The sequence below is a fragment of the Pseudarthrobacter sp. NPDC092419 genome (genome assembly GCF_044755045.1).
Classification (GTDB): domain Bacteria; phylum Actinomycetota; class Actinomycetes; order Actinomycetales; family Micrococcaceae; genus Arthrobacter.
Map to the genome: position 1 here is coordinate 40,930 of NZ_JBIVQF010000009.1, position 21,494 is coordinate 62,423.

The 21,494-nt window shown below is 68.1% G+C and carries 16 protein-coding genes; 8 read left to right on the forward strand and 8 right to left on the reverse strand.

The window, feature by feature from the left end; all coding sequences use genetic code 11:
* Positions 1 to 55 precede the first annotated feature (55 nt).
* Positions 56 to 1,972 carry a DEAD/DEAH box helicase gene (locus tag ACIQC0_RS13920; RefSeq protein ID WP_400535696.1) on the reverse strand — a complete coding sequence of 639 codons (1,917 nt, stop codon included), beginning with the start codon at positions 1,970 to 1,972 and terminating at the stop codon, positions 56 to 58.
* 340 nt (positions 1,973 to 2,312) lie between these two features.
* Between ACIQC0_RS13920 and ACIQC0_RS13925 the strand changes: the two genes are divergently transcribed.
* Positions 2,313 to 3,035, forward strand: a complete 723-nt coding sequence (locus tag ACIQC0_RS13925; protein WP_400535699.1) for a class I SAM-dependent methyltransferase — start codon at positions 2,313 to 2,315, stop codon at positions 3,033 to 3,035.
* Between the two features lie 5 nt (positions 3,036 to 3,040).
* On the opposite strand, the gene ACIQC0_RS13930 is transcribed toward ACIQC0_RS13925, so the two are convergent.
* On the reverse strand, positions 3,041 to 4,408 hold the full coding sequence (locus ACIQC0_RS13930) for an MFS transporter (protein ID WP_400535701.1): 1,368 nt from the start codon (positions 4,406 to 4,408) through the stop codon (positions 3,041 to 3,043).
* A 1-nt stretch (position 4,409) separates the two neighbouring features.
* The gene (locus ACIQC0_RS13935; RefSeq protein ID WP_400535704.1) at positions 4,410 to 5,708 is read right to left on the reverse strand and encodes a CynX/NimT family MFS transporter; all 1,299 of its coding nucleotides are present in this window, start codon (positions 5,706 to 5,708) and stop codon (positions 4,410 to 4,412) included.
* A gap of 134 nt (positions 5,709 to 5,842) precedes the next feature.
* On the opposite strand from ACIQC0_RS13935, the gene ACIQC0_RS13940 reads away from it, so the two are divergent.
* From ACIQC0_RS13940 to ACIQC0_RS13950, 3 genes are all read left to right on the forward strand, one after another.
* Positions 5,843 to 6,271 carry a hypothetical protein gene (locus ACIQC0_RS13940; RefSeq protein WP_377214155.1) on the forward strand — a complete coding sequence of 143 codons (429 nt, stop codon included), beginning with the start codon at positions 5,843 to 5,845 and terminating at the stop codon, positions 6,269 to 6,271.
* A gap of 83 nt (positions 6,272 to 6,354) precedes the next feature.
* Entirely contained in the window at positions 6,355 to 7,278 is a 924-nt protein-coding gene (gene trmB / locus ACIQC0_RS13945) for a tRNA (guanosine(46)-N7)-methyltransferase TrmB (protein ID WP_400535708.1), read from the forward strand.
* An 83-nt stretch (positions 7,279 to 7,361) separates the two neighbouring features.
* Complete coding sequence (locus ACIQC0_RS13950; RefSeq protein ID WP_400535711.1) at positions 7,362 to 8,207, forward strand: DUF1206 domain-containing protein; 846 nt, start codon at positions 7,362 to 7,364, stop codon at positions 8,205 to 8,207.
* Positions 8,208 to 8,215: 8 nt separating this feature from the next.
* Here ACIQC0_RS13950 and ACIQC0_RS13955 read toward each other — a convergent pair whose 3' ends face one another.
* From ACIQC0_RS13955 to ACIQC0_RS13965, 3 genes are all read right to left on the reverse strand, one after another.
* The gene (locus ACIQC0_RS13955) at positions 8,216 to 8,965 is read right to left on the reverse strand and encodes a hypothetical protein (RefSeq protein ID WP_400535713.1); all 750 of its coding nucleotides are present in this window, start codon (positions 8,963 to 8,965) and stop codon (positions 8,216 to 8,218) included.
* Positions 8,958 to 9,551 (reverse strand): RNA polymerase sigma factor, encoded by a 594-nt coding sequence (locus tag ACIQC0_RS13960; protein WP_400535716.1) that lies wholly within the window; start codon positions 9,549 to 9,551, stop codon positions 8,958 to 8,960. The genes ACIQC0_RS13955 and ACIQC0_RS13960 overlap by 8 nt, the downstream gene beginning before the upstream one ends.
* A gap of 94 nt (positions 9,552 to 9,645) precedes the next feature.
* Positions 9,646 to 10,287, reverse strand: a complete 642-nt coding sequence (locus ACIQC0_RS13965; RefSeq protein ID WP_400535719.1) for a protein tyrosine phosphatase — start codon at positions 10,285 to 10,287, stop codon at positions 9,646 to 9,648.
* Between the two features lie 135 nt (positions 10,288 to 10,422).
* Here ACIQC0_RS13965 and ACIQC0_RS13970 point away from each other — a divergent pair, with 135 nt between their 5' ends.
* Positions 10,423 to 11,004, forward strand: a complete 582-nt coding sequence (locus ACIQC0_RS13970; protein WP_400535722.1) for a DUF5655 domain-containing protein — start codon at positions 10,423 to 10,425, stop codon at positions 11,002 to 11,004.
* A 16-nt stretch (positions 11,005 to 11,020) separates the two neighbouring features.
* Here the strand turns inward: ACIQC0_RS13970 and ACIQC0_RS13975 are convergent, their stop codons facing one another.
* On the reverse strand, positions 11,021 to 11,884 hold the full coding sequence (locus tag ACIQC0_RS13975; RefSeq protein WP_400535725.1) for a hypothetical protein: 864 nt from the start codon (positions 11,882 to 11,884) through the stop codon (positions 11,021 to 11,023).
* 300 nt (positions 11,885 to 12,184) lie between these two features.
* On the opposite strand from ACIQC0_RS13975, the gene ACIQC0_RS13980 reads away from it, so the two are divergent.
* Positions 12,185 to 15,649: an SNF2-related protein gene (locus tag ACIQC0_RS13980; protein ID WP_400535728.1), complete on the forward strand. Its 3,465-nt coding sequence runs from the start codon at positions 12,185 to 12,187 to the stop codon at positions 15,647 to 15,649.
* 459 nt (positions 15,650 to 16,108) lie between these two features.
* On the opposite strand, the gene ACIQC0_RS13985 is transcribed toward ACIQC0_RS13980, so the two are convergent.
* Positions 16,109 to 16,441: an MFS transporter gene (locus tag ACIQC0_RS13985; protein WP_400535731.1), complete on the reverse strand. Its 333-nt coding sequence runs from the start codon at positions 16,439 to 16,441 to the stop codon at positions 16,109 to 16,111.
* A 224-nt stretch (positions 16,442 to 16,665) separates the two neighbouring features.
* On the opposite strand from ACIQC0_RS13985, the gene ACIQC0_RS13990 reads away from it, so the two are divergent.
* Both ACIQC0_RS13990 and ACIQC0_RS13995 read left to right on the forward strand, forming a co-directional pair.
* Positions 16,666 to 17,784, forward strand: a complete 1,119-nt coding sequence (locus tag ACIQC0_RS13990) for a HupE/UreJ family protein (RefSeq protein WP_400535734.1) — start codon at positions 16,666 to 16,668, stop codon at positions 17,782 to 17,784.
* Complete coding sequence (locus ACIQC0_RS13995) at positions 17,781 to 21,428, forward strand: PQQ-binding-like beta-propeller repeat protein (RefSeq protein ID WP_400535737.1); 3,648 nt, start codon at positions 17,781 to 17,783, stop codon at positions 21,426 to 21,428. The genes ACIQC0_RS13990 and ACIQC0_RS13995 overlap by 4 nt, the downstream gene beginning before the upstream one ends.
* The last annotated feature ends 66 nt before the right edge of the window (positions 21,429 to 21,494 follow it).

Genomic DNA, 21,494 nt, shown 5'->3' on the forward strand with positions numbered 1-21,494 from the left:
CCGCGCCCGGGACCCGGGTAGCGGCTGTCCGTTTCAGGAGCGGAAATCCGTAACGTTAGCGGCTGCGGCGTTCGTTCGACGCCGGAGCTGACGCGCGGCGCGGGCCGCTGCGGGCCGGACGGCCTGAGCCGCCGTTGCCGCCGCCTGCGTACGAGCCGCCCGAGGCTCCGCCGGTGGTGGAGGACCAGACGGCCTTGCTGCCGGAGTTGCCACCGTTGCCGGTGCGCTGTCCGCCCGAACGCTGCTCGCCGGAACGCTGGCCGCCGCCGGTACGGGCACCTGCTGCGGCACGCTGGCCCGTTGCCGGGCGGCCGCTGCGCTGTCCGCCGGAGGAAGCCGGGCGTCCGGTTCCGCCGCGGGGGGCGTCGCTGCGGGTGATGCGTGAATCCGTGCGGCCTTCAGCTGCGCGCCCGTCCGAACCGCGGCCAGCCGATGAGCGGCCACCTGCTGCGGGGACGTCGTTGCGGTGCGTGCTTGCGATGCCGCGGCCACGGCCGTTTCGGCGGGCCGCAGCTGCCGCAATCGCGCGGTCCTCATTCTGCTCAGCCACACGGTCGAAGGCTGCGCGGGCTTCGGCGCGGCCTTCAAAAGCTGCCGCCCGGCGCTCGGCGCGGGGGACGTCGGTGCGGACCGGCTCAGCCGAGACCTTGCCGCGGCCGCCACGGCCACCGCGTCCACCGGTGGTCGGTGCAGCCTGGCGGCGTGCGCGTTTCCGCTCGGCGTTGGCACCGGTGGAGGTTCCGCCGCCCTGCTTGGCAGCCTTGGCGGCCAGCAGCGCAGCACGGGTGCGGGGGTCGATCTTCTCGGCCATTTCACCCACGAGTTCTGCAACCAGCGGGGAGTTGGCGGTGACGCGCTCGAAGTTGACCTCGACGCCGGCGGCCTTCATGAGCTTCTTGACGTCGCTCTGCTGCTCGGGGAGCGTCAGGGTGACCACAGTTCCGTCCGAACCGGCGCGGGCGGTACGGCCCGAGCGGTGAAGGTACGCCTTGTGCTCGGTGGGCGGGTCAACGTGGATGACCAGCTCGACGTCGTCCACGTGGACACCGCGGGCTGCGACGTCGGTGGCCACCAGGACACGCACGTCGCCGTTGGAGAACTCGGCGAGGTTGCGGTCACGGGCGTTCTGCGAGAGGTTGCCGTGCAGGTCGACGGCGGGGATGCCGGCGTCGGTCAGGGTCTTGGCCAGCTTGCGGGCATGGTGCTTGGTCCGCATGAAAAGTACGCGGCGGCCTGCACCGGAGGCAAGCTCAACGATCAGCTGCTTCTTGACGGTCTGGTCGTTGACCACCAGCACGTGGTGCTCCATGGTGGTCACCGCTGCCTGCGGATCATCCACGGAGTGGGTCAGCGGGTTGGACAGGTAGCGCTGGACGATCTTGTCCACGCCGTTGTCCAGGGTGGCGGAGAAGAGCAGGCGCTGGCCTTCGCTGGGGGTCATGTCCATGAGCTTCTTCACCACGGGCAGGAAGCCGAGGTCGGCCATGTGGTCCGCCTCATCCAGGACCGTGATCTCCACGGCTTCCAGGGTGAGGATGCGCTGGCGGATCAGGTCCTCCAGGCGCCCCGGGCAGGCGATGACAATGTCGACGCCGGCACGCAGCGCCTTTTCCTGACGCGCCTGGGAGATGCCGCCGTAGATCACGGTGGTGTTCAGGCCGGCGGCCTTGGCCAGCGGCTCGATGGTGGCGTTGATCTGGGTGGCGAGCTCACGGGTCGGTGCGAGGACCAGGCCCATGGGACGGCCGGGCTTGCGGAAGTGCTTGGCTTCCCGCTCAGCGAGTCGTGCTACAAGCGGGATGGCGAAAGCGATGGTCTTGCCGGAGCCGGTGCGGCCGCGGCCCAGGACGTCGCGGCCTGCGAGGGTGTCCGGGAGGGTCTTCACCTGGATGGGGAACGGCTCAACGATCCCCTGCGCGGTGAGGGTGTCGGCGAGGGCTTTGGGCGTGCCGAGGGCAGCGAAAGTAGTCATGTAATCAAAGGTCTTTCAGGCGGTGTCCGTGCGGACATCGGCCCCCGACGCCGGTTGGCACAGGGGGTTCGCCGAAGAAAATTCAGGTGGTCAACCAGCCTGCTGCCGCCTATTCAAAGCGGCGGCCGGGACCAAATGGAACGCGTTCATCGACGCAGGATGTGCCTCTCACATGAAAAAAGCCCAGACCCTTTTATGAAGGGAAACCCGGGCATCACTGCACATCAAGTTCCACCAGTCTAGCATCCTGCCGGGCTGGCTCATTCCGGCGCCCCCGTCCTCCCCTGATGGATGGTGGGGGGGCGTTGCCCTGACCCTGGGCGCAGGGCAGTCTTGGAGCATGAGCGAACAGGCGGAGAACCAGCATGAAAAGCACGACGGCGGCCAGCACCTGCCAGGCGGAACGGTGCGCAGCGCCGCTGAAGTATGGGACGAGCTCTACCGGAGCAAACCCCGCATCTGGAGCGGGAAACCCAACCCGCAGCTCGTCCGGGAAGCCGGGGGACTGAAACCCGGGAAGGCCTTGGATCTCGGCTGCGGAGAGGGTGCCGACGCGATCTGGCTGGCACAGCATGGGTGGACCGTCACCGCCGTGGATGTGTCCGCCGTCGCGCTTGAACGGGCGCGCGCCCACGAAAAAGCGGCTCTGGACCGGGAAGGCGTACACGCGCACGACGGTTCCACCCCGAGCCGTATTACCTGGCAGCAGGCCGACCTTGGGCAATGGCAGCCGGGATCAGCCTTCGATCTCGTGACCGCGCAGTACCTGCACGCCGACAACCGGGACTGGAGGGGACCCCTTCGGATGGCGGCGTCTGCGGTCAAACCGGGCGGGACCCTGCTCATCGTCGGCCACCACCCGGACCATCTTCCGCCGTGGCGGGACGGGGAGGCGCCCCGCGACAGGTTCTACAACGGCCGCGAACTCGTCCGCGAACTCGCGCTGGAAGATCCCGGCTGGCAGCTCGAGGTTGCCACTACCCGCGAGCGACCCGTGGCTGGCCCGGACGGGCAGGAAGCGGTCATCGGCGATGTAGTGGTCCGCGCCACGAGACTGCCCTAAGCGCGTCAGGACGTGTCGGAGGCCACCCTCGGCGCTACGAACGCCGCGGCGAAGGCCACCACGGCGGTCAGCGCGAAGACCCCGGCGAAGGATCCCGCCGTCGTCGTAAACGCGGCGAAGACGATGCCCGTGGCCGCGAGCGCCAGCGCCCCGCCCAGCGAATCCGCGATGGACATGGCCGAGCTGTTGAACCCTTCGTCGTCCTTGCTGGAAAGTCCCAGGGTCATGACGCTCAGGCGCGGATAGAGCATTCCCATGCCACCGCCGGCAAACACCCACCCGGAAATTACGACGGCGGCGGGCCAGTGCAGCGCGGCGGTCGCCAGTGCGAGGGTCACCGCGCCGAGAACCATGAGCGAGCCGGCCCGCACGGCAGTCCGATGCGGAAGCCGGTCGCCGAGCCGCCCCTGTACCGCGGCGGCAGCGGCCCACGCCAGCGCCCCGAGGGTCAGCGTCAGGCCCGCGAACGTGGGTAGGAAACCGTACTGCTCAATCAGGAGGTACGGCAGGTAGACCTCGGCACCGAAGAACGCCGCCGACACCATTCCGCGGGACAGGATCACGCTGGGCAGGCCCCTGCGGGCGGTAAGGGTGCCCCGCGGGACGAGCGGGCGCACCGCCGCCAACGCGAGGACGACGGCGGCCGCGGCCAGGAGTGCGGTGGCGGGCGGGAACCCCGGGATCCTGACTTCCGCGGAGAGATTCAGTGCAAGGACCGCGACGGCGGCCAGCGCGGCCCAGGCGAGCCGGGCCGGCACCCACGGGGTGCTTGGCGTCCCGCCGTGGCCGCGCAGCACCGGCGCCACCATCACCAGCGCGGGAATGACAAGGCCCACCACGCCGAGGAAAACCCAGTGCCAGCTGAACACCTGCGCCACGATTCCTGCCGCGAACGGGCCCACCAATGACGGAATGACCCAGGCCGCCGAAAACGCAGCGAAGATCCGGGGGTGCAGCTGCGGCGGGTAGATCCTGGCCACCAGCACGTACAGGGCAACGGTCAGCGCGCCGCCGCCGAGGCCCTGCACCAGCCGGCCCGCGACCAGCTGGGGCATGGTGGCGGCGGTGCCCGCGATGAGCAGGCCGAGCGAGAACAAGGCCACCGAGGTATAGAGCGGGGTTGCCGGCCCGCGGCGGTCGGACCAGTTGCCCGCGCCCACCATGCCGATCACGCCGGTGGCCATGGGACCGGCGAACGCGAGCGCATACAGGCCGGCGCCGTCCAGTTCACGGCTGACCAGCGGCATGATGGTGGTCACGGCGAGGGATTCAAAGGCGGCGAGGAACACCAGCGCACACGTGCCGATGGTTACCCAGAGGAAGGGCCGCCGGAGGACGCTGCCGGCGGACTGGGTGTCAGGCTCCGACCGCACCTCAGCCAACGAACCGGTCCCGTCCGGCGCGGTACCCGAACACTGCCGCCAGGGTCCCGACCACCAGGAACAGAACCCCGGCGGCTTCGAAGGAACCTGTGCGCTGCTGCAGCTGCCCCACCAGGAGCGTCCCCGTGGAGCCGAGCCCGTAGCCCACGCCCTGCATCATCCCGGACAGGTGCGCGGCCGTGTGCCCGTCGCGGGTGCGCAGCATGATCATGGTCAGCGCCACCGCGGTGAGGCTTCCCTGGCCCAGTCCCAGCAGTCCGGCCCACACCCACACGAGCTCCAGCGGCCCGAAGATGCTCAGCGAAAAACCGGCCCCGGTCATCAGCGCCACCACGGTATTAATGGCGCGCTGGTCCCTAAACCGGGCGGCGAGGGCGGGCGCAAACAGGGAACCCAGCATCTGCAGCACAATGCTGGCGGACACGATCAGCCCCGCCGTTCCGCCGTCCACGCCGCGTTCACGCAGGATCGGCGCCAGCCAGGCGAAGACACTGAAGGACATCATTGCCTGCAGCACCATGAAGAGGGTCACCTGCCACGCCACCGCGGACCGCCATACACTGACGCCTTTATGGACGGACTGGTGCCGCACGGAGCGCTGGCGTACGGCTATGGGCAGGAACAGGAAAAGTACGACGGCGGCCGGCACCGCCCAGGACCACAACGCCAGGGTCCACTCCCCCGTCGCCGTGTAGACGGGGTAGGTAAAGCCTGCCCCGAGTGCCGCGGACGCGCAGATGGCCGTGGTGTACAGCCCGCCCATCAAGCCCAGCCGTTGCGGGAAATCGCGCTTCACCACGCCCGGCAGCAGGACGTTGCAGAGGGCGATGGCGGCTCCGCACGCTGCAGTCCCCGCCAGGAGCGCGGGAAGGTGGCCGCCCAGGTCCGCGGGCCGCAGCAGGAGCCCGACGGTCAGCACTGCCATGGCACCCAGCAGCACCCGCTCGGCCCCAAAGCGCCGGGCAAGGACAGGGGCCAGCGGTGCGAACACGCCCAGAAGGGTGACGGGAGCCGTGGTCAGGACCACCACGGCCCAGCCGGGCAGGGCAGTCTGTGCCGTGATTTCGGGCAGTACGGCCGAGAAGCTGGAGAAGACGGTCCGCAGGTTGAGGCCGATGAGCACCAGGCAGACGCCCAGGTAGGCGAGTTGCCGCCGGCTTCCCACCTGCGTGGGTGCCGGCGGCGGAACCTCGTCCGCTTCGGCGTCCACGAGGGTGCCGGGCAGGGACTGCTGGCCTTCCGTTCCTGCGTTTCGTCGCCTCCCCGCCCATGCCCTTGTCGTTTCCGTCATCCGGCCATTCTCTCAGCAGGAACAGCCGAGGTTATCCACAGGGGCCGGGAAAGCCCTCGACCGTCCCGGAGGGCCTTCATAAAGTGGTGACACCCGAGCAGAGGCCGGTACGCCTTCAACACGCCAGGAGAAACATGGGTCCCACACCGCTTCCGGAACGCCACCATCTTCAACCCGCCCGGGGAAACCCGTCCGACCGTGACTCTGCTGCCGGCAGGAAGAAGCCTTCTGGAGGTCCGCTGGGAGCGAATGGCCTGTCCAGCCTGGTCGTGGCCTGCCTGTGCGTGGCCAGCATGAACTTCACAGCACCGGGCGCGATGATCCTGATGTTTATGACCACTCCCGACAACGGACCGCCTGCCTTTCCATGGGCGGTCGCACTGTTGTTTTACAGCGCTCCAGCGCTCTTTGCCCTGATCTCGGTTGTGCTTGCCATACGTGGAGTCAGGAATTCCCCGCGAAGGTCCGGGGACTGGAAAGCAGCAGTCGCGGCCATCGCTATTTGCGGCCTCGTGGTGCTCCTCGCGCTCGTCACGGTCCTGCGGTTCCTGGCCCCGTACTGACGGGGGGCCCGTGCCGCGGCGGGCCCGTGCGGCGGCTGGAAGCCCCGATCGTCCGCAGGTTGGTCCCCGTTATCCTTGAAAGGATGAGCGAATCCCCAGAAGACCCCCAGCAGCCGCATGTCCCGAGGCCCGTTACGCCCGGGACCCAGGCCTCGTTCGGCACCTACGGCGGCCGGCCGGTCAGCTTCGTCCGCCGCGGCACCCGTTTGCAGGGCCGCCGCCAGGCAGCCTGGGAAGAGCACGCCGAACGGTGGGCGGTTGACATCCCCCGGCACGTCGCCAACACCTCGGTGCACCCGGATTACACGTTCGACGCCGAAGCGGAGTTTGGGCGCAAGGCTCCCCTGGTGGTGGAAATCGGCTCAGGACTCGGGGACGCCATCTGCCACGCCGCGGAACAGAACCCGGACACCGACTTCCTGGCCGTGGAGGTCTACACCCCAGGGCTGGCGAATACCATCATCAAGATCAACAGCCGCGGCCTGCAGAACGTCCGGGTGGTGGAGGCCAACGCCCCCGAGGTACTGGCCACCATGCTCCCGGAAGGCTCGGTCAGCGAACTCTGGGTCTTCTTCCCGGACCCTTGGCACAAGTCCCGCCACCACAAGCGCCGTCTCATCCAGCCGGAGTTCGCTGCCTTGGCTGCCCGTGCGCTGAAGCCGGGCGGGCTCTGGCGGATCGCCACCGACTGGTCCAACTACGCCGTCCACGTCCGCGACGTCCTGGCCGGATCCCCCGACTTCGAGAACCTGCACACCGGTGAGCGCCGCGGCCCGGAAAGTCCCCTCACGCAGGTGTGGCAGACCGGCGTCGAAACCGTGGTGGGCGGTGCTCCGGTCCGCGAAGGCCGTGCGCCCGTCAGCACCGAGCACACGGGCCCGAACGAGGGCATCGACGAAACCGGCGGCTGGGCGCCCCGCTTCGAGGGCCGGATCCGCACCAGCTTCGAGGCCAAGGCGCACGAGGCCGGCCGGCTGATCTTCGACCTCTGCTACCGCCGGCGCTGATTCCACGCCTGCTGTCCTTCGCAGGACAGTAGTGGCACGATGGGCCTTGGGTGGGGGAAACGGGCACCCGCGCATCATGCGCTTTGCGTAAAGGATTAGTCATCAAAAGAGAACTGAGGCAGGCCGCCAATGCGGCGGAGAACGTGACGAACTCGCGGACCGTGGAAATGCTGGCGAGGGCAGGGTTCGCCGCCAGCGGGATCCTGCACCTGCTGGTGGGGGCGATAGCCATCCGGCTGGCGATGGGCGGCACCGGTAACGCGGATTTCAGCGGCGCGGTGGCGGAGCTGTCCACCCAGCCGGCCGGCCCGTTCCTGCTCTGGGCCAGCTTCGTTGCCTGCGCCGCGCTGGCGCTCTGGCAGGCGGGCGACGCGGTTTTCGACTACAACAGCCTCCCGGGCAAGAAGAAGGCAGCTAGAAAAGGCAAGGCCGCCGCACAGGCGGTGGTCTACGCTGGTCTTGCCCTGACGCTGCTTTCGTTCGCGATGGGAACCGGCTCCGGCGCAGACAACCAGCGCAGCGCCTCGGACTTCACCATCAGGATGGTGCAGGCACCCGGCGGGGTGGCACTGCTGGTCCTGATCGGTGCAGGCATCGCCGTCGCCGGCGTGGTCTATGGCATCCGCGGCCTGCGTAAATCCTTCGAGAAGCACCTGGTGATGCCGTCCGACCCGCGGGTCCGGAAGGCCGTCCGGATCCTTGGCGTCACCGGCTACGTGGCCAAGGGCATCGTCCTGCTGCTGGCCGGCCTGCTCATCGTCGTGGCTACGCTGCAGGCGCACCCCGAGGACTCGACCGGCCTGGACGGCGGGCTTCGCGCCCTCCGCGACCAGCCTTTCGGCGTCTACCTGCTCGCAGCCGTGGGCGCAGGGCTGGTCTGCTACGGCGTGTACATGATGGTCCGGGCCCGCTTGGCCCGGATGGACTAGCAGGAAGCTTAGGGCAGCGGGGGATCCGGAAGCTCGTCCGGCAGGGGAACGTCCGGGGATCCCTGCACCGGAACCCGCGGCGGCTGCTCCACTCCGCCGGTCAGACCGCCGGGGAGCTCGGACGGCAGGATCCGCCCCGGCGAGCCGTCTGCCCTCCCGTTGCCGGGTTCCCTTGCGGGTGCTGTTCCGGAGGCTCCCGGGACGGCCGGTGCCGAGGAGGTGCCGCCGTCGGGCGCGGCGGACGTGGCCGCCGGCGACGGTGCGGGACCTGCGGGAAGCGGTGCGTCCTGGTTGCCGGGGCCGCCTGCCACGTCGTCCGCCGGGCTGCCGCCGGTCACGAAGGACGTTACTGCCACGTTCAGGTCGCTGATGGACTGGCGGATTCCCTGGTCCGACGCGGCGGCCACGGCGCCCCCGGCAGTCAGCGAAACGGCAACGGACAGTGCAGTCAGGGTGGCGCGGCGCTTGAATCGGCGGCGCGCGGCGAGTTCGTCTGCGTGCGGTCCGCCCCCGGCCGCTGCGGAGCGGACGACGGCGGCGGGCCGGCCTTCGTTGGAAGGCCCGCCAGAAACGGTGCGCTCCTGCGTCGCGTGCCCGGCCATCAGTGCGGCAATGGCGGCAGAGGGCTCAGGCGCGGTGCCCGCCAGGGCGCGGAGCTCCAGCAGCGCGGGGCGCAGCTGGGAGTCGTCATCCAGCCCGGCCTCCAGCAGCAGCTGGTCCACCACGCCGTCGCGGCGGTTTCCTGCGGTGTCACTCATGGTTCGCCCGGTTTCTGGTCAGCGTTGAATTTGTCAGCGTCTTATTGGTCAGCGTTTGTTCTTTGAGGTTCTGGAGGGCCCGGCGCTGGAGCTGCTTGATGGCTCCGGTGCTCTTGCCCATGATGCCGGCCACCTGCTCGATGGACAGGTCCGCCACGACCCGCAGTGCCAGCACTTCCTGGTGTTCCGTGCTGAGCCCCCGCAACAGGTCCGCTGCGCCGCCGTCGAGCTCCACGGCCTGTTCCTCGGCCGAGGGCGAGGTCCGGTGGTCGTCCTGCGGATGGTACGGACTGAGCCGTGGCCGCCGGTCAACGCGCCGGTAATGGTCCACGAGGCGCGCGTGGGCGATGGAAAAGAGCAGCGATCTCGCCCCCGGCAGCCCTCCCGTGAGGTCCTCGACCATCGGGTAGAACGCCATGAAGACGTCCTGGGTGACCGCTTCGGGGTCGTCCACACCGCGGGCTTTCAGGTAGCCGAGCACCGGCCCGGCGAAGGACCGGTAGGCAACAGCGAAGAGCGCGGCCGGATCCGTCCCGGCTGCGTTGTCGTATATGTCGGTCTCTTCCTGGGCCAAAGTGTCCAGCACCAGCGGTTCCTTCCGGAAGGCGGCGGGTTGCCTGCGGGGCCGGCTCCGGGCCGGCCCCGCAGGTGAGCCAGTCGTCCAGACTAGCTAAGTCCGCTTAGCGAACGGAAACTGCGGCAGACTCCACGGCGTCGCCGCTTGCGGCAGGAACAGCGGGCACGGCCGGAACTGCGGGCTCACCGTCAACGCCGGGAACGGCAGGGGCAGCCGGTGCTTCAGGGGCCTCGGGCAGCTCTACCTCGACGGCGCCCGAACCTGCAGCCTCACCGCGGGCCTCGGCCGCTGCGTCGACCTGGGCAGCGACCTCGGTGCAGAAGCTCTCGATGTTGGCTTCGCCTTCAGCGGCGATCACCAGCGAGGAGAAGCCTTCGGAGGAGGCGTTCAGGCCACCGCTGGTGTACGCGGTGCAGAGGCCCAGCGCAGCGGCGCCGGCGGCGTCAACAGCGCCCGCACCCTCGCCGGAAGCGGAAGCCTGAGCGGCCACCTTGCTGTCCGAAACCTCGGCGTTCCCGGCAGCCTCGGCGTCAGCGGAACCCTCGGCGGCAAGGCCGGACTGCGCCTCAGCGGCCTCCGCCAGCTCCGGGGCCGGAGCGCCGAAAACCTCGTGGGCGGTCTGCTGGGCCTGGCCCGGGAGGACACCGGAAGCGGCAGCAACGCCGGTTCCGCCGACGGCCAGGGTGCCTGCAGCCAGGACTCCGGCGGCGACCTTGCTGGTGGCGAGAACAGTGAAGAAAGACATAAAGGAACTCCAGATTGCGTAGAAGACTGGTCCGATCGGGCCCGCCCGGCGGGCCCATCACTTCCTACATCGCCCGGGCTGCCGGAAAAGTTACGCGCCTGCCGAAATTCTTTTTCCGGCCGCTACGATCGGTCCATGAGCACCCCCAAGAACGCCGGCACCTGGCAGTCCATGGTGGCCAGCAACCAGGAGCTCCTGCTCCGAAAGACAGGACAGGACGTGCGGTACTGGGTGGAGCAGGCACACGCGGCCGGAATTGAGGACGACGCCGGGCTCCGCGAGTGGTTGCGTGACGGTTTCGGCGTAACGGGCTATGCGCAGTATGCGGTGTCGTGGGAGATGTTCGGTTACCCGGAGTTCATGCTGCGCGACGCGGATGAACTGCTGGACGGGCAGTACGCCGCGCACCCGCACCTGCGTCCCATCGCCGATGCCCTCCTCGCCTGGGCCACAGCCACCGACGGCGTGGCGGTCCAGCTGCGCAAGGGCTACGTCTCACTCCAGGGGCCCCGTCGGAAGTTCGCGCAGGTCACCCGCACCACCAACAGCGCCGTGGATGTGAACCTGCGGCTCGACGCCACGGTGGGCGGACGGCTGGAACGGGTACGGACCAGGGCTGACGACCCGTTCACGCTGCGGGTCCGGCTGACTTCCCCGGACCAGGTGGACGACGAACTCCTCGCCGTCCTGGCCGAGGCGCTGGCTCAAAACAGCTGAGCCAGCGCCGGGTCCGCTAGGAGTGTGCCAGCTCAGTGGCCTCGAACTCGTCCTCTTCCTCGAACTCCACGGCCGCCACGATCTCCAGGGTTTCCGGGTTGATCATGAACGCCTCGTCCTCTTCCTCGACCATGAGGAAGTCGCCGTGGTCGGTGCTGAAGTGCCAGGCGAGGGTCTTCTCGCCCTCATGCAGGTAGTTGGGGTCGCCCATGGTGATCTTCTCGAGGCTGTAGCCGGCGATGTCGCAGAGTTCGCGGATGATGACCTCGAAGTCGGGGGCGTCGGCGAGCGCTTCTGCGTCGGCCTGCGCCTGGCGCTCGGGCAGATCCGGAATCTGGGCCACGAGCTGTTCGATGTGTCCGGCCACGTCCTCGTCGTTGAGGACCAGCAGGTCGCCCTGGCCGCGCAGCCATGCAGCGTTGAGGGCGGTGATGTTCTCGCGCTCCAGCAGTTCCTCGAACTCGCCGTCGAGCTCTTCCATTTGGAGGACGGCTTCGGGGGTTTCCGCCATGTCGTCCAGGGCGCCGTCCAGGTAGTGTTCGCTGTCGTCTTCGGAGAGGGCGTCAAACGCGGCGGCGGCACGGTTGAACAGGTCCAGGTGGGCGGCGGCACCCATGCCGGCCATGCCTTCGCGGATGAGGGCGTCGGTGCGTTCACGGTCCAGGCTCATGAAGACGTACTGCGCGAAGCCGCCCTCCAGCGCCTGCGTGAGGTAGAAGTCCACGTAGTAGCTGCGGATGGCGACGGGCGACATCTCCTCCGGGCGGAGCAGGGCGGTGTGCATGGCGTCGACGACGCTGACGTTCGACTCCACCACCTCCTCATCGGTGCCATCAATGCTGGTGCTGGTCAGGACGACGGGCTGCGGGGTGGTGATCATGGGATCCTCACTGTTCTTGTTGTGGAGGCTGGGGAACGCTTTTCACGCTACGTGCGGCAGGCATCGGGTCCGCCGAGGAGGAAGTGAACGTCAAGCGAAGTTTTCAGGGCCGCAAAGTGCAGGGAACGGCCGACGGCGGCCTGCCGCCTTGGGTGCCGCGGCCGGACCAGGGGGTCCGGGCCGGTCTTCCGGTTCGGGCCGGTCTTCCGGTTCGGCGCCGTCCCGTGCCGGAACTAAGATGGATCAGATAACCACCCACCGGACCCGGCCCCGCCGCGGCCTGCTGAAAGTAGCTCCCCCATGCCATCCCAACCGGACGAGAGTGCGGCCCTGGCAATCCAGACTCCAGCCATCAACGACCGCTCCCTGGCGGCCGGGCTGGCTTATGCCATGGGAAGTCGTGTGTCCGGGATATCGTTCGACGCCGGCACCGGGCTCATGCTCGGCAAGGTCCGGGGCGGCGCGGAAGTGCCCTACTCCACCACGGCCAAGCTCGTCCGCCGCGGTGGAGGCTGGAGCTGCACGGTGGGCGTTTGCAGCTGCCCGGTCCGGAAGGACTGCAAGCACGTCGCCGCCCTACTGTTCGCGGCCGAGGACAACCCGGCCATCCGCGTCCAGCTGCTCTCCCCCGGCATGGCGCCGCAGCTCTCCCGCGGACCGGCGGCCGCCCTCGCCGACTGGGAGCAGGCCCTCAGCCCGCTGATCTCGCGCACCGACCCGGCGCAGAAGTCTGGCGGCACACCGCTGGCGCTCCAGTTCGAAGTGGAGGAGCCGGCGCCGCACTTTTCCTACACAGGCCGCCGGGACCCGCTCCGCAGCGTCCGCCAGCTCAAGGCCCGGCCGGTAATCATGGGTGCCCGCGGCAAGTGGATCCGCGGCGACGTCTCGTGGAACACGCTCAGCTATATGGGCTTCAGGCGCGACTGCAACGAGGAGCATGTCCGCTGGCTGCAGGACTTCCTGGCCGGGTTCAGCACGTCCAGCAGCCGGACCTACAACCCATCCGGCCTGGTGTGGCTCGGCCTTAATTCGTATGCCGGCAAGGACATGTGGCGGCTGCTGGCGGAGGCCAAAAAGATCGGGCTCGCACTGATTCACTCACGCGGCACCGAACCGGTGCGGCTCGTTGAGTCCCCCGCCGCCGTCGGGCTTAATCTGGGGCGCTACGGCGCACCTGCTGCGGAAAGTACCGGGCAGGCGGCCGAGGACGGCGGGCTGGAGCTCGCGCCCACCATCACCGTGGAGGGAGCCGAGGTCAGCCCCGGTGCGGTGGGGACGATCGGCCGCCCCGCGCACGGCATTTTCTATACCGGCGCCGGCGACGCACTGCCCGGCGCGGGCGATGCGGACGTCATCACCCTGGCTCCACTGGAAGAGGGCCTGAGCGAGGAACTGCTGGCGTTCGTGACCGCCGGCAGCACGCTGCACATCCCGGCCAAGGACGAATCGCGTTTCCTCACCGGCTTCTACCCCAAGCTGAAGCAGACGGCCCGGGTCACGGCGCGGGACGAGTCCGTGGATCTGCCCGCGCTGGCCGTCCCCACGCTGTCCCTGCTGGCCAACTACGGGGCGGACCACCGGGTCCGGTTGCACTGGGAATGGCATTACAAGTCGGGCAGCCTGGTGACCGCCCAGCCGCTCTGGCGCCACCCCGGCGACCCCGGCTACCGGGACGACGCCGCTGAGGCCCGCATCCTGGAGGGCGTCGGGCGGCCATGGGAGACGGTGCCGGCGCTGGCGGAATCGGCCACGGGCGGTTGGGGCACGCCCCGGCTGGCGGCCACCGCCGAGCTCACCGGCCTGGACACGCTCGCGTTCACCGAAGAGGTGCTGCCGCAGCTGCGCCGGGCGCCCGACGTGGACATTGACACCACCGGCGAGATCGCGGACTACCGCGAGGCCGAGGAAGCGCCCGTGGTCTCGATTTCCACCAAAGCCACCGAGCAGCGGGACTGGTTCGACCTGGGCATCCAGATTTCCCTCGAAGGCGAGCCGGTCTCCTTCGCTGCGGTGTTCTCCGCGCTGGCTGCCGGCCAGACCAAGATGCTGCTGCCCAGCGGAGCCTACTTCTCGCTGGACCTGCCGGAGCTGCACCAGCTGCGGGCACTGATTGAGGAAGCCCGGTCCCTGCAGGACAACAAGGACGCGCCGCTGCAGATCAGCCGGTTCCAGGCCGGGCTGTGGGACGAGCTGGCGCAGCTGGGGATCGTGGACGAGCAGGCCGCTGCGTGGCGTTCGGCCGTGGGCGGACTGCTGGAGGGCGGCGTGGACGGGCTGCCGCTGCCTTCTTCCTTGAACGCTGAACTGCGCCCGTACCAGCTGGAGGGCTTCAACTGGCTCACGTTCCTGTACCGGCACAGCCTGGGCGGCGTCCTCGCCGACGACATGGGCCTGGGTAAGACGGTGCAGGCACTCGCCCTGATGTGCGCGGCGAAGGAACTCGCTGAAGCGGCCAGCAGCGCCGCGGCCGACGGCGCTGCTGCCGCCGCCACGGTGCCTTTGCCCGCCTCCCGGCCGGCCGCCGTCGCGCCTTTCCTGGTGGTGGCCCCCACCAGCGTGGTGGGGAACTGGGCCGCGGAAACTGCGAGATTCGCCCCGGGCCTGACGGTGCGAACGGTGGGCGAGACGTTCGCGAAGAACGGGCAGGACGTAGCGGAGGCGCTGGAGGGGGCGGACGTCGTCATCACCTCCTACGCCCTGTTCCGCATCGACTACGACGCCTACGCTTCCCGCACCTGGTCCGGGCTCGTGCTGGACGAGGCGCAGTTCGTGAAGAACCACCAGTCCAAGGCGTACCAGTGCGCCCGGAAACTCCCGGCCGCCTTCAAGCTGGCCATCACCGGCACCCCGCTGGAGAACAACCTGATGGAGTTCTGGGCGCTGACCTCCATCGTGGCACCCGGCCTGTTCGCCAGCCCCAAACGGTTCGCCGAGTACTACCAGAAGCCGGTGGAAAAGAACGGCGACAAGGCCCAGCTGGAGAAGCTGCGCCGTCGGGTCCGTCCCCTGATGATGCGCCGCACCAAGGACCAGGTGATCAAGGACCTGCCGCCCAAGCAGGAACAGATCCTGGAGGTAGTGCTGAACCCGCGGCACCAGAAGGTGTACCAGACGCACCTGCAGCGGGAACGGCAGAAGATCCTGGGCCTGATCGAGGACGTGAACAAGAACCGGTTCACGATTTTCCAGTCGCTGACCCTGCTGCGGCAGCTGAGCCTGGACGTGTCCCTGGTGGATCCGTCCCTGGCTGCCGTGCGGTCCTCCAAGCTGGACGTGCTGTTCGAGCAGCTCGAGGACCTGGTGGCGGAGGGGCACCGCGCCCTCATCTTCAGCCAGTTCACCGGGTTTTTGGGCAAGGTCCGCGAACGGCTGGACGCCGAGAACGTGGAGTACTGCTACCTGGACGGCAGCACCCGAAACCGCGCCGACGTGGTCAGCGAGTTCAAGAACGGTACCGCGCCGGTGTTCCTTATTTCGTTGAAGGCCGGCGGGTTCGGGCTGAACCTGACCGAGGCGGACTACGTCTTCCTGCTGGACCCCTGGTGGAACCCGGCTTCCGAGGCGCAGGCCGTGGACCGGACACACCGGATCGGGCAGGCCCGGAACGTCATGGTGTACCGGCTCGTGGCCAAGGACACCATCGAAGAGAAGGTCATGGCCCTGAAGGCCCGGAAGTCGCAGCTGTTCGCGGACGTGATGGAGGGCGATGCCCTGGCCGGCGGATCGATCACAGCCGAGGACCTGGCGGGGCTGTTCAAGGAGTAGGGCGGTTTTCGCGCGGCGCGTTTTCGACGCGCAAACTGGTTTTCGATGCGCATATGCGCCGGCGCGCCCCAGATATGAGGTGCGCCAATGCCGGTCCCGGTCGGAAATGATTATGCGCGTCGAAAATCTCACCCGGGGCCGGGCAGCCGCCGCAGCCGTGCCAGCAGCGTGGCAGCGAGCAGGCCGGTGGCCAGTTCCAGCGCGATCACCAGCAACAGCTCTGCAGCTCCGCCACCAGTCATGAGCGGGGAATCTCTGTGGAATCCAGCTTGGCAGCGGGTCCCCGAAGGCTCTTGTCCGCCAGCGATCAGTTGTTGTCCGTCAGCGCAGTCGCGGCGGTTTCGACGCGCATATTCATTTCCGAGGCGCAACGCGGCAGGCGCACCCCAGATATGAGGTGCGCCTGCGGTTATCCCGGTCGGGACCACATATGGGCGTCGAAAATGCAGCAGGCGTGGGTCAGCGCGCATACCCCGCGGCGGCCTCAGTCAGTGACTTGCCCTTGGTCTCCGGGGCAAGCCACTGCGAGAGCGCGGCCCCCGCGAAGGCCACGCCGGCAGCCATGAGCATCGTCGGGCCGGGACCGAGGTTCTCCATGGAGACCGGCAGCAGGAATGTGCCGATGCCTGCCCCCACACGGCTGACTGCGGCGGCAAAACCCGTTCCGATGCCGCGGATCTTTGTGGGCAGCACCTCGCCCGGGTAGACGTTGGTCAGGGTGTTGTACCCGGCATTGAAGAAGGAGAACTCCAGGAACAGGACCAGCAATGAAGGTCGGGGCGCTTTCCCCACCTTTCAGCCCCAAGAGGTGAAGAACGACGGCGTGTCGCCGGGACACGCCGTCGTCCTCCTTCAAAGGTGGGGAAAGTCGGCGCCGCGCTGTTCAAGGAGTAGGCCCGTTCGGGGAATAGACGCGGCCATGCTTTCGTGGCCGGTTCCCTGGAGTTCACCCGCTATTCGCAGGCCGGTCAACCAACAGGTATGGACTGGGCATACCCATCACCCTGCCCCGCGAATTGAGCATCCCCGTGTCACCCCTGCCGCTGCTGCGCCAAAGCGCCGGACTCCTTTTGTTGATCGTTGCTTTCCTGGGGGCCGGGGTCCTTCCCGCGTCGGCCCACGTCCGGGACTCAACGGGGTACTCACGCATCACCGCCGACGGACCCTCAGTTTCCTACGATCTCAGCCTCGAATTCGGGATGCTGGCGCGCGCAGTCGACCTCGGCCCGGATGCGGTCTCCGCCAGCGATGCGCCTCGCCAAAAGGCTGCCCTGGCCGCAGGCAGCGGCAATCTCCAGGCCTACCTGACCAACCGGATAACCCTCTTCCTCGACGGCGCGGCATGCCAGGGGGAGCTGGCCGGCACCGACATCAGAAGCCGGGACGGCGTCCCGTACGCCGAACTGAAACTGGAGTACAGCTGCGGCGCCACGGCTGGTTCCTACCTGCTTAAATACGGTGTCTTCCGGGAAACGGATGCGGTGGCGGACGACCACTCAAACATCGTGGACTACCGCCTGGGCGGCGTCGAAGGGCAGGCCGTCCTGGATGGCAGCAACGCTGAACTCGCCATCGGCGAGGGGTCAGCGGCAGCGGCAGCTGCGCGGTTCGGCACCATGGGCGTAGAACATATCCTGTCCGGCCTGGACCACGTGCTGTTCGTCGTCGCGCTGGCCCTGGGCGCCGCGAACGTGCGGAGCCTGCTCGGGGTGGTCTCCATGTTCACACTGGCGCACAGCATCACCCTGATCAGCGCCCTCCTCGGGTGGATCCGCGTTCCGGCCGAAGTCGTAGAGCCGCTGATTGCGTTGTCGATAGCATTCGTCGCCGCCGAAAACCTGCTGGGTGCCACACGGCGAAGGCTGCCGGCGGTGTTTGTCTTCGGCCTGCTGCACGGGCTGGGGTTCGCCGGTTCCCTCCGTGTCACCGATGAGTTCAGCTGGAGCCTGGTCACGTCCCTGATCAGCTTCAACATCGGCATCGAGGCAGGCCAGGCCCTCCTGCTCCTCGTTGCGTTTCCCCTGATCCTGCTCGTACGTCGGGCCAGATGGTCTGCTCCGGCGCTGCGTGGGGCGACCGCCACGGTCGCAGCTGTTGGCCTCTTCTGGTTCATTGAAAGGTTCTTACTCGCATGAAACCCACACCCCCGGCGCCCTGTCCCCGCACGGGTTCCGGCACGCGCCGCCTGCGGCTGGCCCTGTATGCCGGCACAGCCGCTCTTGGCGGCCTGGTCGTCGCCGCCCCGGTGAGCTCCGCCGTCGACGAAGCCCTTAATCCAGCCACCGCCATGGTTTCCGGTACGGTCTTCGAGGACCGCAACGGAAACGACGCCTTCGACCCCGGCGAGCCTGTTCTCCCCGGCGTCTCGGTATCGGACGGTGCCACCATCGTGGTGACGGACGCCGATGGCCGCTACAGCCTGGAAACGCGTACCGAGCGCCGGAACACTGACCTGGTGTTCGTCAGCCAGCCCGCCGGATACTCCGTGGGCACCGACGAATTCATGGCGCCCCACTTCTACCGCAACCTCGGCACGCTTGCTGCCGACGAGCAGAAAACCGCCGACTTCGCCCTGACGAAGGACGCGGACGCGGCGCGCAGCAACTTCACCTTCGGCAACATCGCCGATCCCCACGTCAATGCCGATCTGCCGGAGCAGATCCAGGAAATCAACGCCACCGGTCAGGACGTTGGCTTCATCCAGGTCAGCGGTGACCTCACGAATAACGCAACGGACGCGGAATTCAAAGCGTTCAAGGCGGCAACATCCCTGTCCAAGGTTCCGGTGTGGCCCGCCGTCGGCAACCATGAATACTCCGCCGGAACGGGGTACGCCAACCGCATCAACAACTACCGGAACCATGTGGGCCCGGAGTGGTATTCCTTCGACTACGGGAACCGCCACTTCATCGTGCTGGAAAACAACGGCAGCGCACCCTTCGACGAGCAGCTCGCGTGGGCAAAGGAAGACCTGGCGAAGAACGTCGGGGACAAGGAGCTGGTGGTTCTGACCCACCAGCCGATGAACGTTCCCTTCGGCTCGCAGAACATCTACGACCAGTACGGCGCCCTGCTGGAGCAGTACAAGGCGCAGCTCATCCTCGTGGGCCATGAACACTCCAACGACGTCGAGCCGGACAGTGCCTTCGCGGGCACGGCGAAGCACATCCAGACGACGTCGAGCTCGTACTCCATCGATAACTCGCCCCGCGGTTTCCGCTACGTTTCCATGACGGACGAGTCCTTCGAGAACCCCTTCCGCATGTATGGTGCGGAAAAGAACCTCACCATCACCAGCCCGGCGGACGGCAGCAGCATCCCGCTGGACAGATTCCCGGGAATCCAGGCCAACGCCTATGACACGACGGATGCCCCGGTGAAGGCTGAGTTCAGGCTCGACGGCGGCAACTGGCGCCCGCTGGCGGCGACCGGCCATTTCACCTGGCACTCCGAACTGCAGGGTGACCTGAGGAAGCCCGGCAAGCACACGGTCGAGGTACGGGCCACAGACGCCACCGGCGCGTCCTGGACCAAGACCTCAACCTTCACCTTCACTGCCGACAAGGCGATCATCCCGGTGAAGGGTGCGGACTGGTCGCAGCACCATGGCGACCAGGGGCACACAGGCGTGGCGGCAGACCGCATCGATGCCGGACAGCGGCTCGCGTGGTCCTACCGGACGGAAGGGACCTTCCTGACAGGTTCACCCGCCATCGTCAACGGCGTGGTGTACGCCGGGACCCGTGACGAAAACGGGGACGGCAACAGCGCCGTCCACGCAGTGGACCAGGCCACGGGCAAGCAGCTTTGGACCTATGAGGTGCCGTCATCGGTGCACGGAAGCATCGCCGTGTCCGATGGCCTCGTTTTCGTTCCCACGCTCCGCGGCAGCCTCTTTGCCGTCGACGCTGCCTCCGGGCAGCTGAGGTGGCAGCACAATCCCGAGCCCGCACCCGAAAACTACAACCAGCGCACCTACGGCTACTACGGCGTCACCGTGGCCGACGGCAAGGTCCTCTACCCCTACCAGACCCGCCACGGTGAGGCGAAGCAGGGGCTGTTGATCGCGCTGGACGTGAAGACCGGCAACCGCGTATGGGCTTCGCCGATGAGCGGCAGCACCATGAGCGACGGGACGCCCGCAGTGGCTGACGGCCGCGTGTATGTGGGCAACCAAACGGCGGACCGCGTCATGGCCTACGATCTGGCCACCGGGAAGGCGCTGTGGACCGGCGCCGCCACGCTGGGCGGATGGCAGGACGGAATTCCGTCTGCAGGCAACGGCCGCGTCTACATCGGCTCCGGCAACGGAATCATTGCCCGGGACGGCGCTACGGGCCAGACCCTCTGGACCTACAGGAGCCAGCACCCGTCCCTGGTGAACGGCAACGCCACACCGGCGGCTCCCACCATTGCCGGGAACACCATCTACATGGGCTTCCCCTCCGGCGCTGTCACCGCGCTGGATGCCACCACCGGCGCGGTGCTGTGGGATCGTCTGTTGCCCGGAGAGAAGTACCGCGGCGGCGTGCATACCTCTCCAGCGCTGAGCGGTGAAACCCTCTTCGTCGGCGCCAACAACGGCAACTTCTACGCACTGGACTCCCGGACGGGACAACCGCTCTGGCAGCACAATATCGGGACCTGGGTAGCCGCGGGCCCTGCGGTGAGCGGCAATACTGTCGTGGCAGGGGCCTTGGACGGCAACCTGTACGCCTTCACGCCCGGCGGGACCGCCGCCGCGCGCTGGTCCTCCGTTTCGGGAACTGTGACCGACGCTGCCAGCGGAGCTCCGGCGTCGGGCGTTGGTGTCCAGCTGATGCAGGACGGCGCCTTGGCGGGCACCACCACCACGGCGTCTGACGGGACCTACCAGCTCGGCCTTGAACAGGGGCCGGGAACGTACACGGTGCAGGCGGCACGGCTCGGCTCCGCCACGGCCACCCGGGAGATCCAGGTGGCTGCGGGGCAATCCCCCACCGTCGACCTCGAACTGCGCCCGGTCAGCGTGGACGCCAGCACAGGGAAACGACTGGCCGGCGGCCTCGTTGAGGGCGGCGTCCAGGACATCGTGATCGAGAACAAGAAGCTGGCCCTCGCCATCTCCAAGGTCTTCAACGATCCCCAGCTGGACCAGTCGACCACGGGCAAGCCACTGGACATGGCCCTCACGGGGCAGCCCGACCAGCTGGACTGGATCAACCTGCCGTACGTGACATCCTCGGAACCAACCGGCGGAAACGCCTGGGCGCAGACCCAGGTTCGTACGGAGTCGGTGGAGATCGTCGAGAACACCGGTGAACGGGCTGTCGTCCGCGCATCGGGCACCTCGGCCGAACATCCGGGCCTCACGGTGACCACCACCTACTCAGCCAATGCGGAGGACCCGTGGATCACGGCAAAAACCGAATTCCGGAACACCTCCCCCGCCGCACTCGCCCTTTGGGTGGGTGACGCCATGGATTACGACGGCGCGGGGCAGCGCAGCGGCGTGGCGGGCCACCCGGTCATCGACACGGGCACCGCCGCCAGCTACGAGCCCAACGGCCGGTGGATCGGCCAAGCCGGAACGGGCGCGGACCAGCAGACGTACGGCCTGGTCTACACGGCTGACAGCGGATCCTTCAGCGGGTACGGTCTCCGTAACTGGATCATGAGCAAGTTCCAGGTGGAGATCCCGGCCGGCGGCAGCCATGTCCTGGACCGCAGGATCGTGGTAGCAGCGAATGGCGGGGCCCAGAACCCGTTCGCGGTCCTGGATCAGCTCGCCGGGCAGTAGCCAGGCCGACGCCCGCAGCGTCAGCTTTCGTAACCGGACGCGCAAACGGTCCGGGGACGCGTGGAT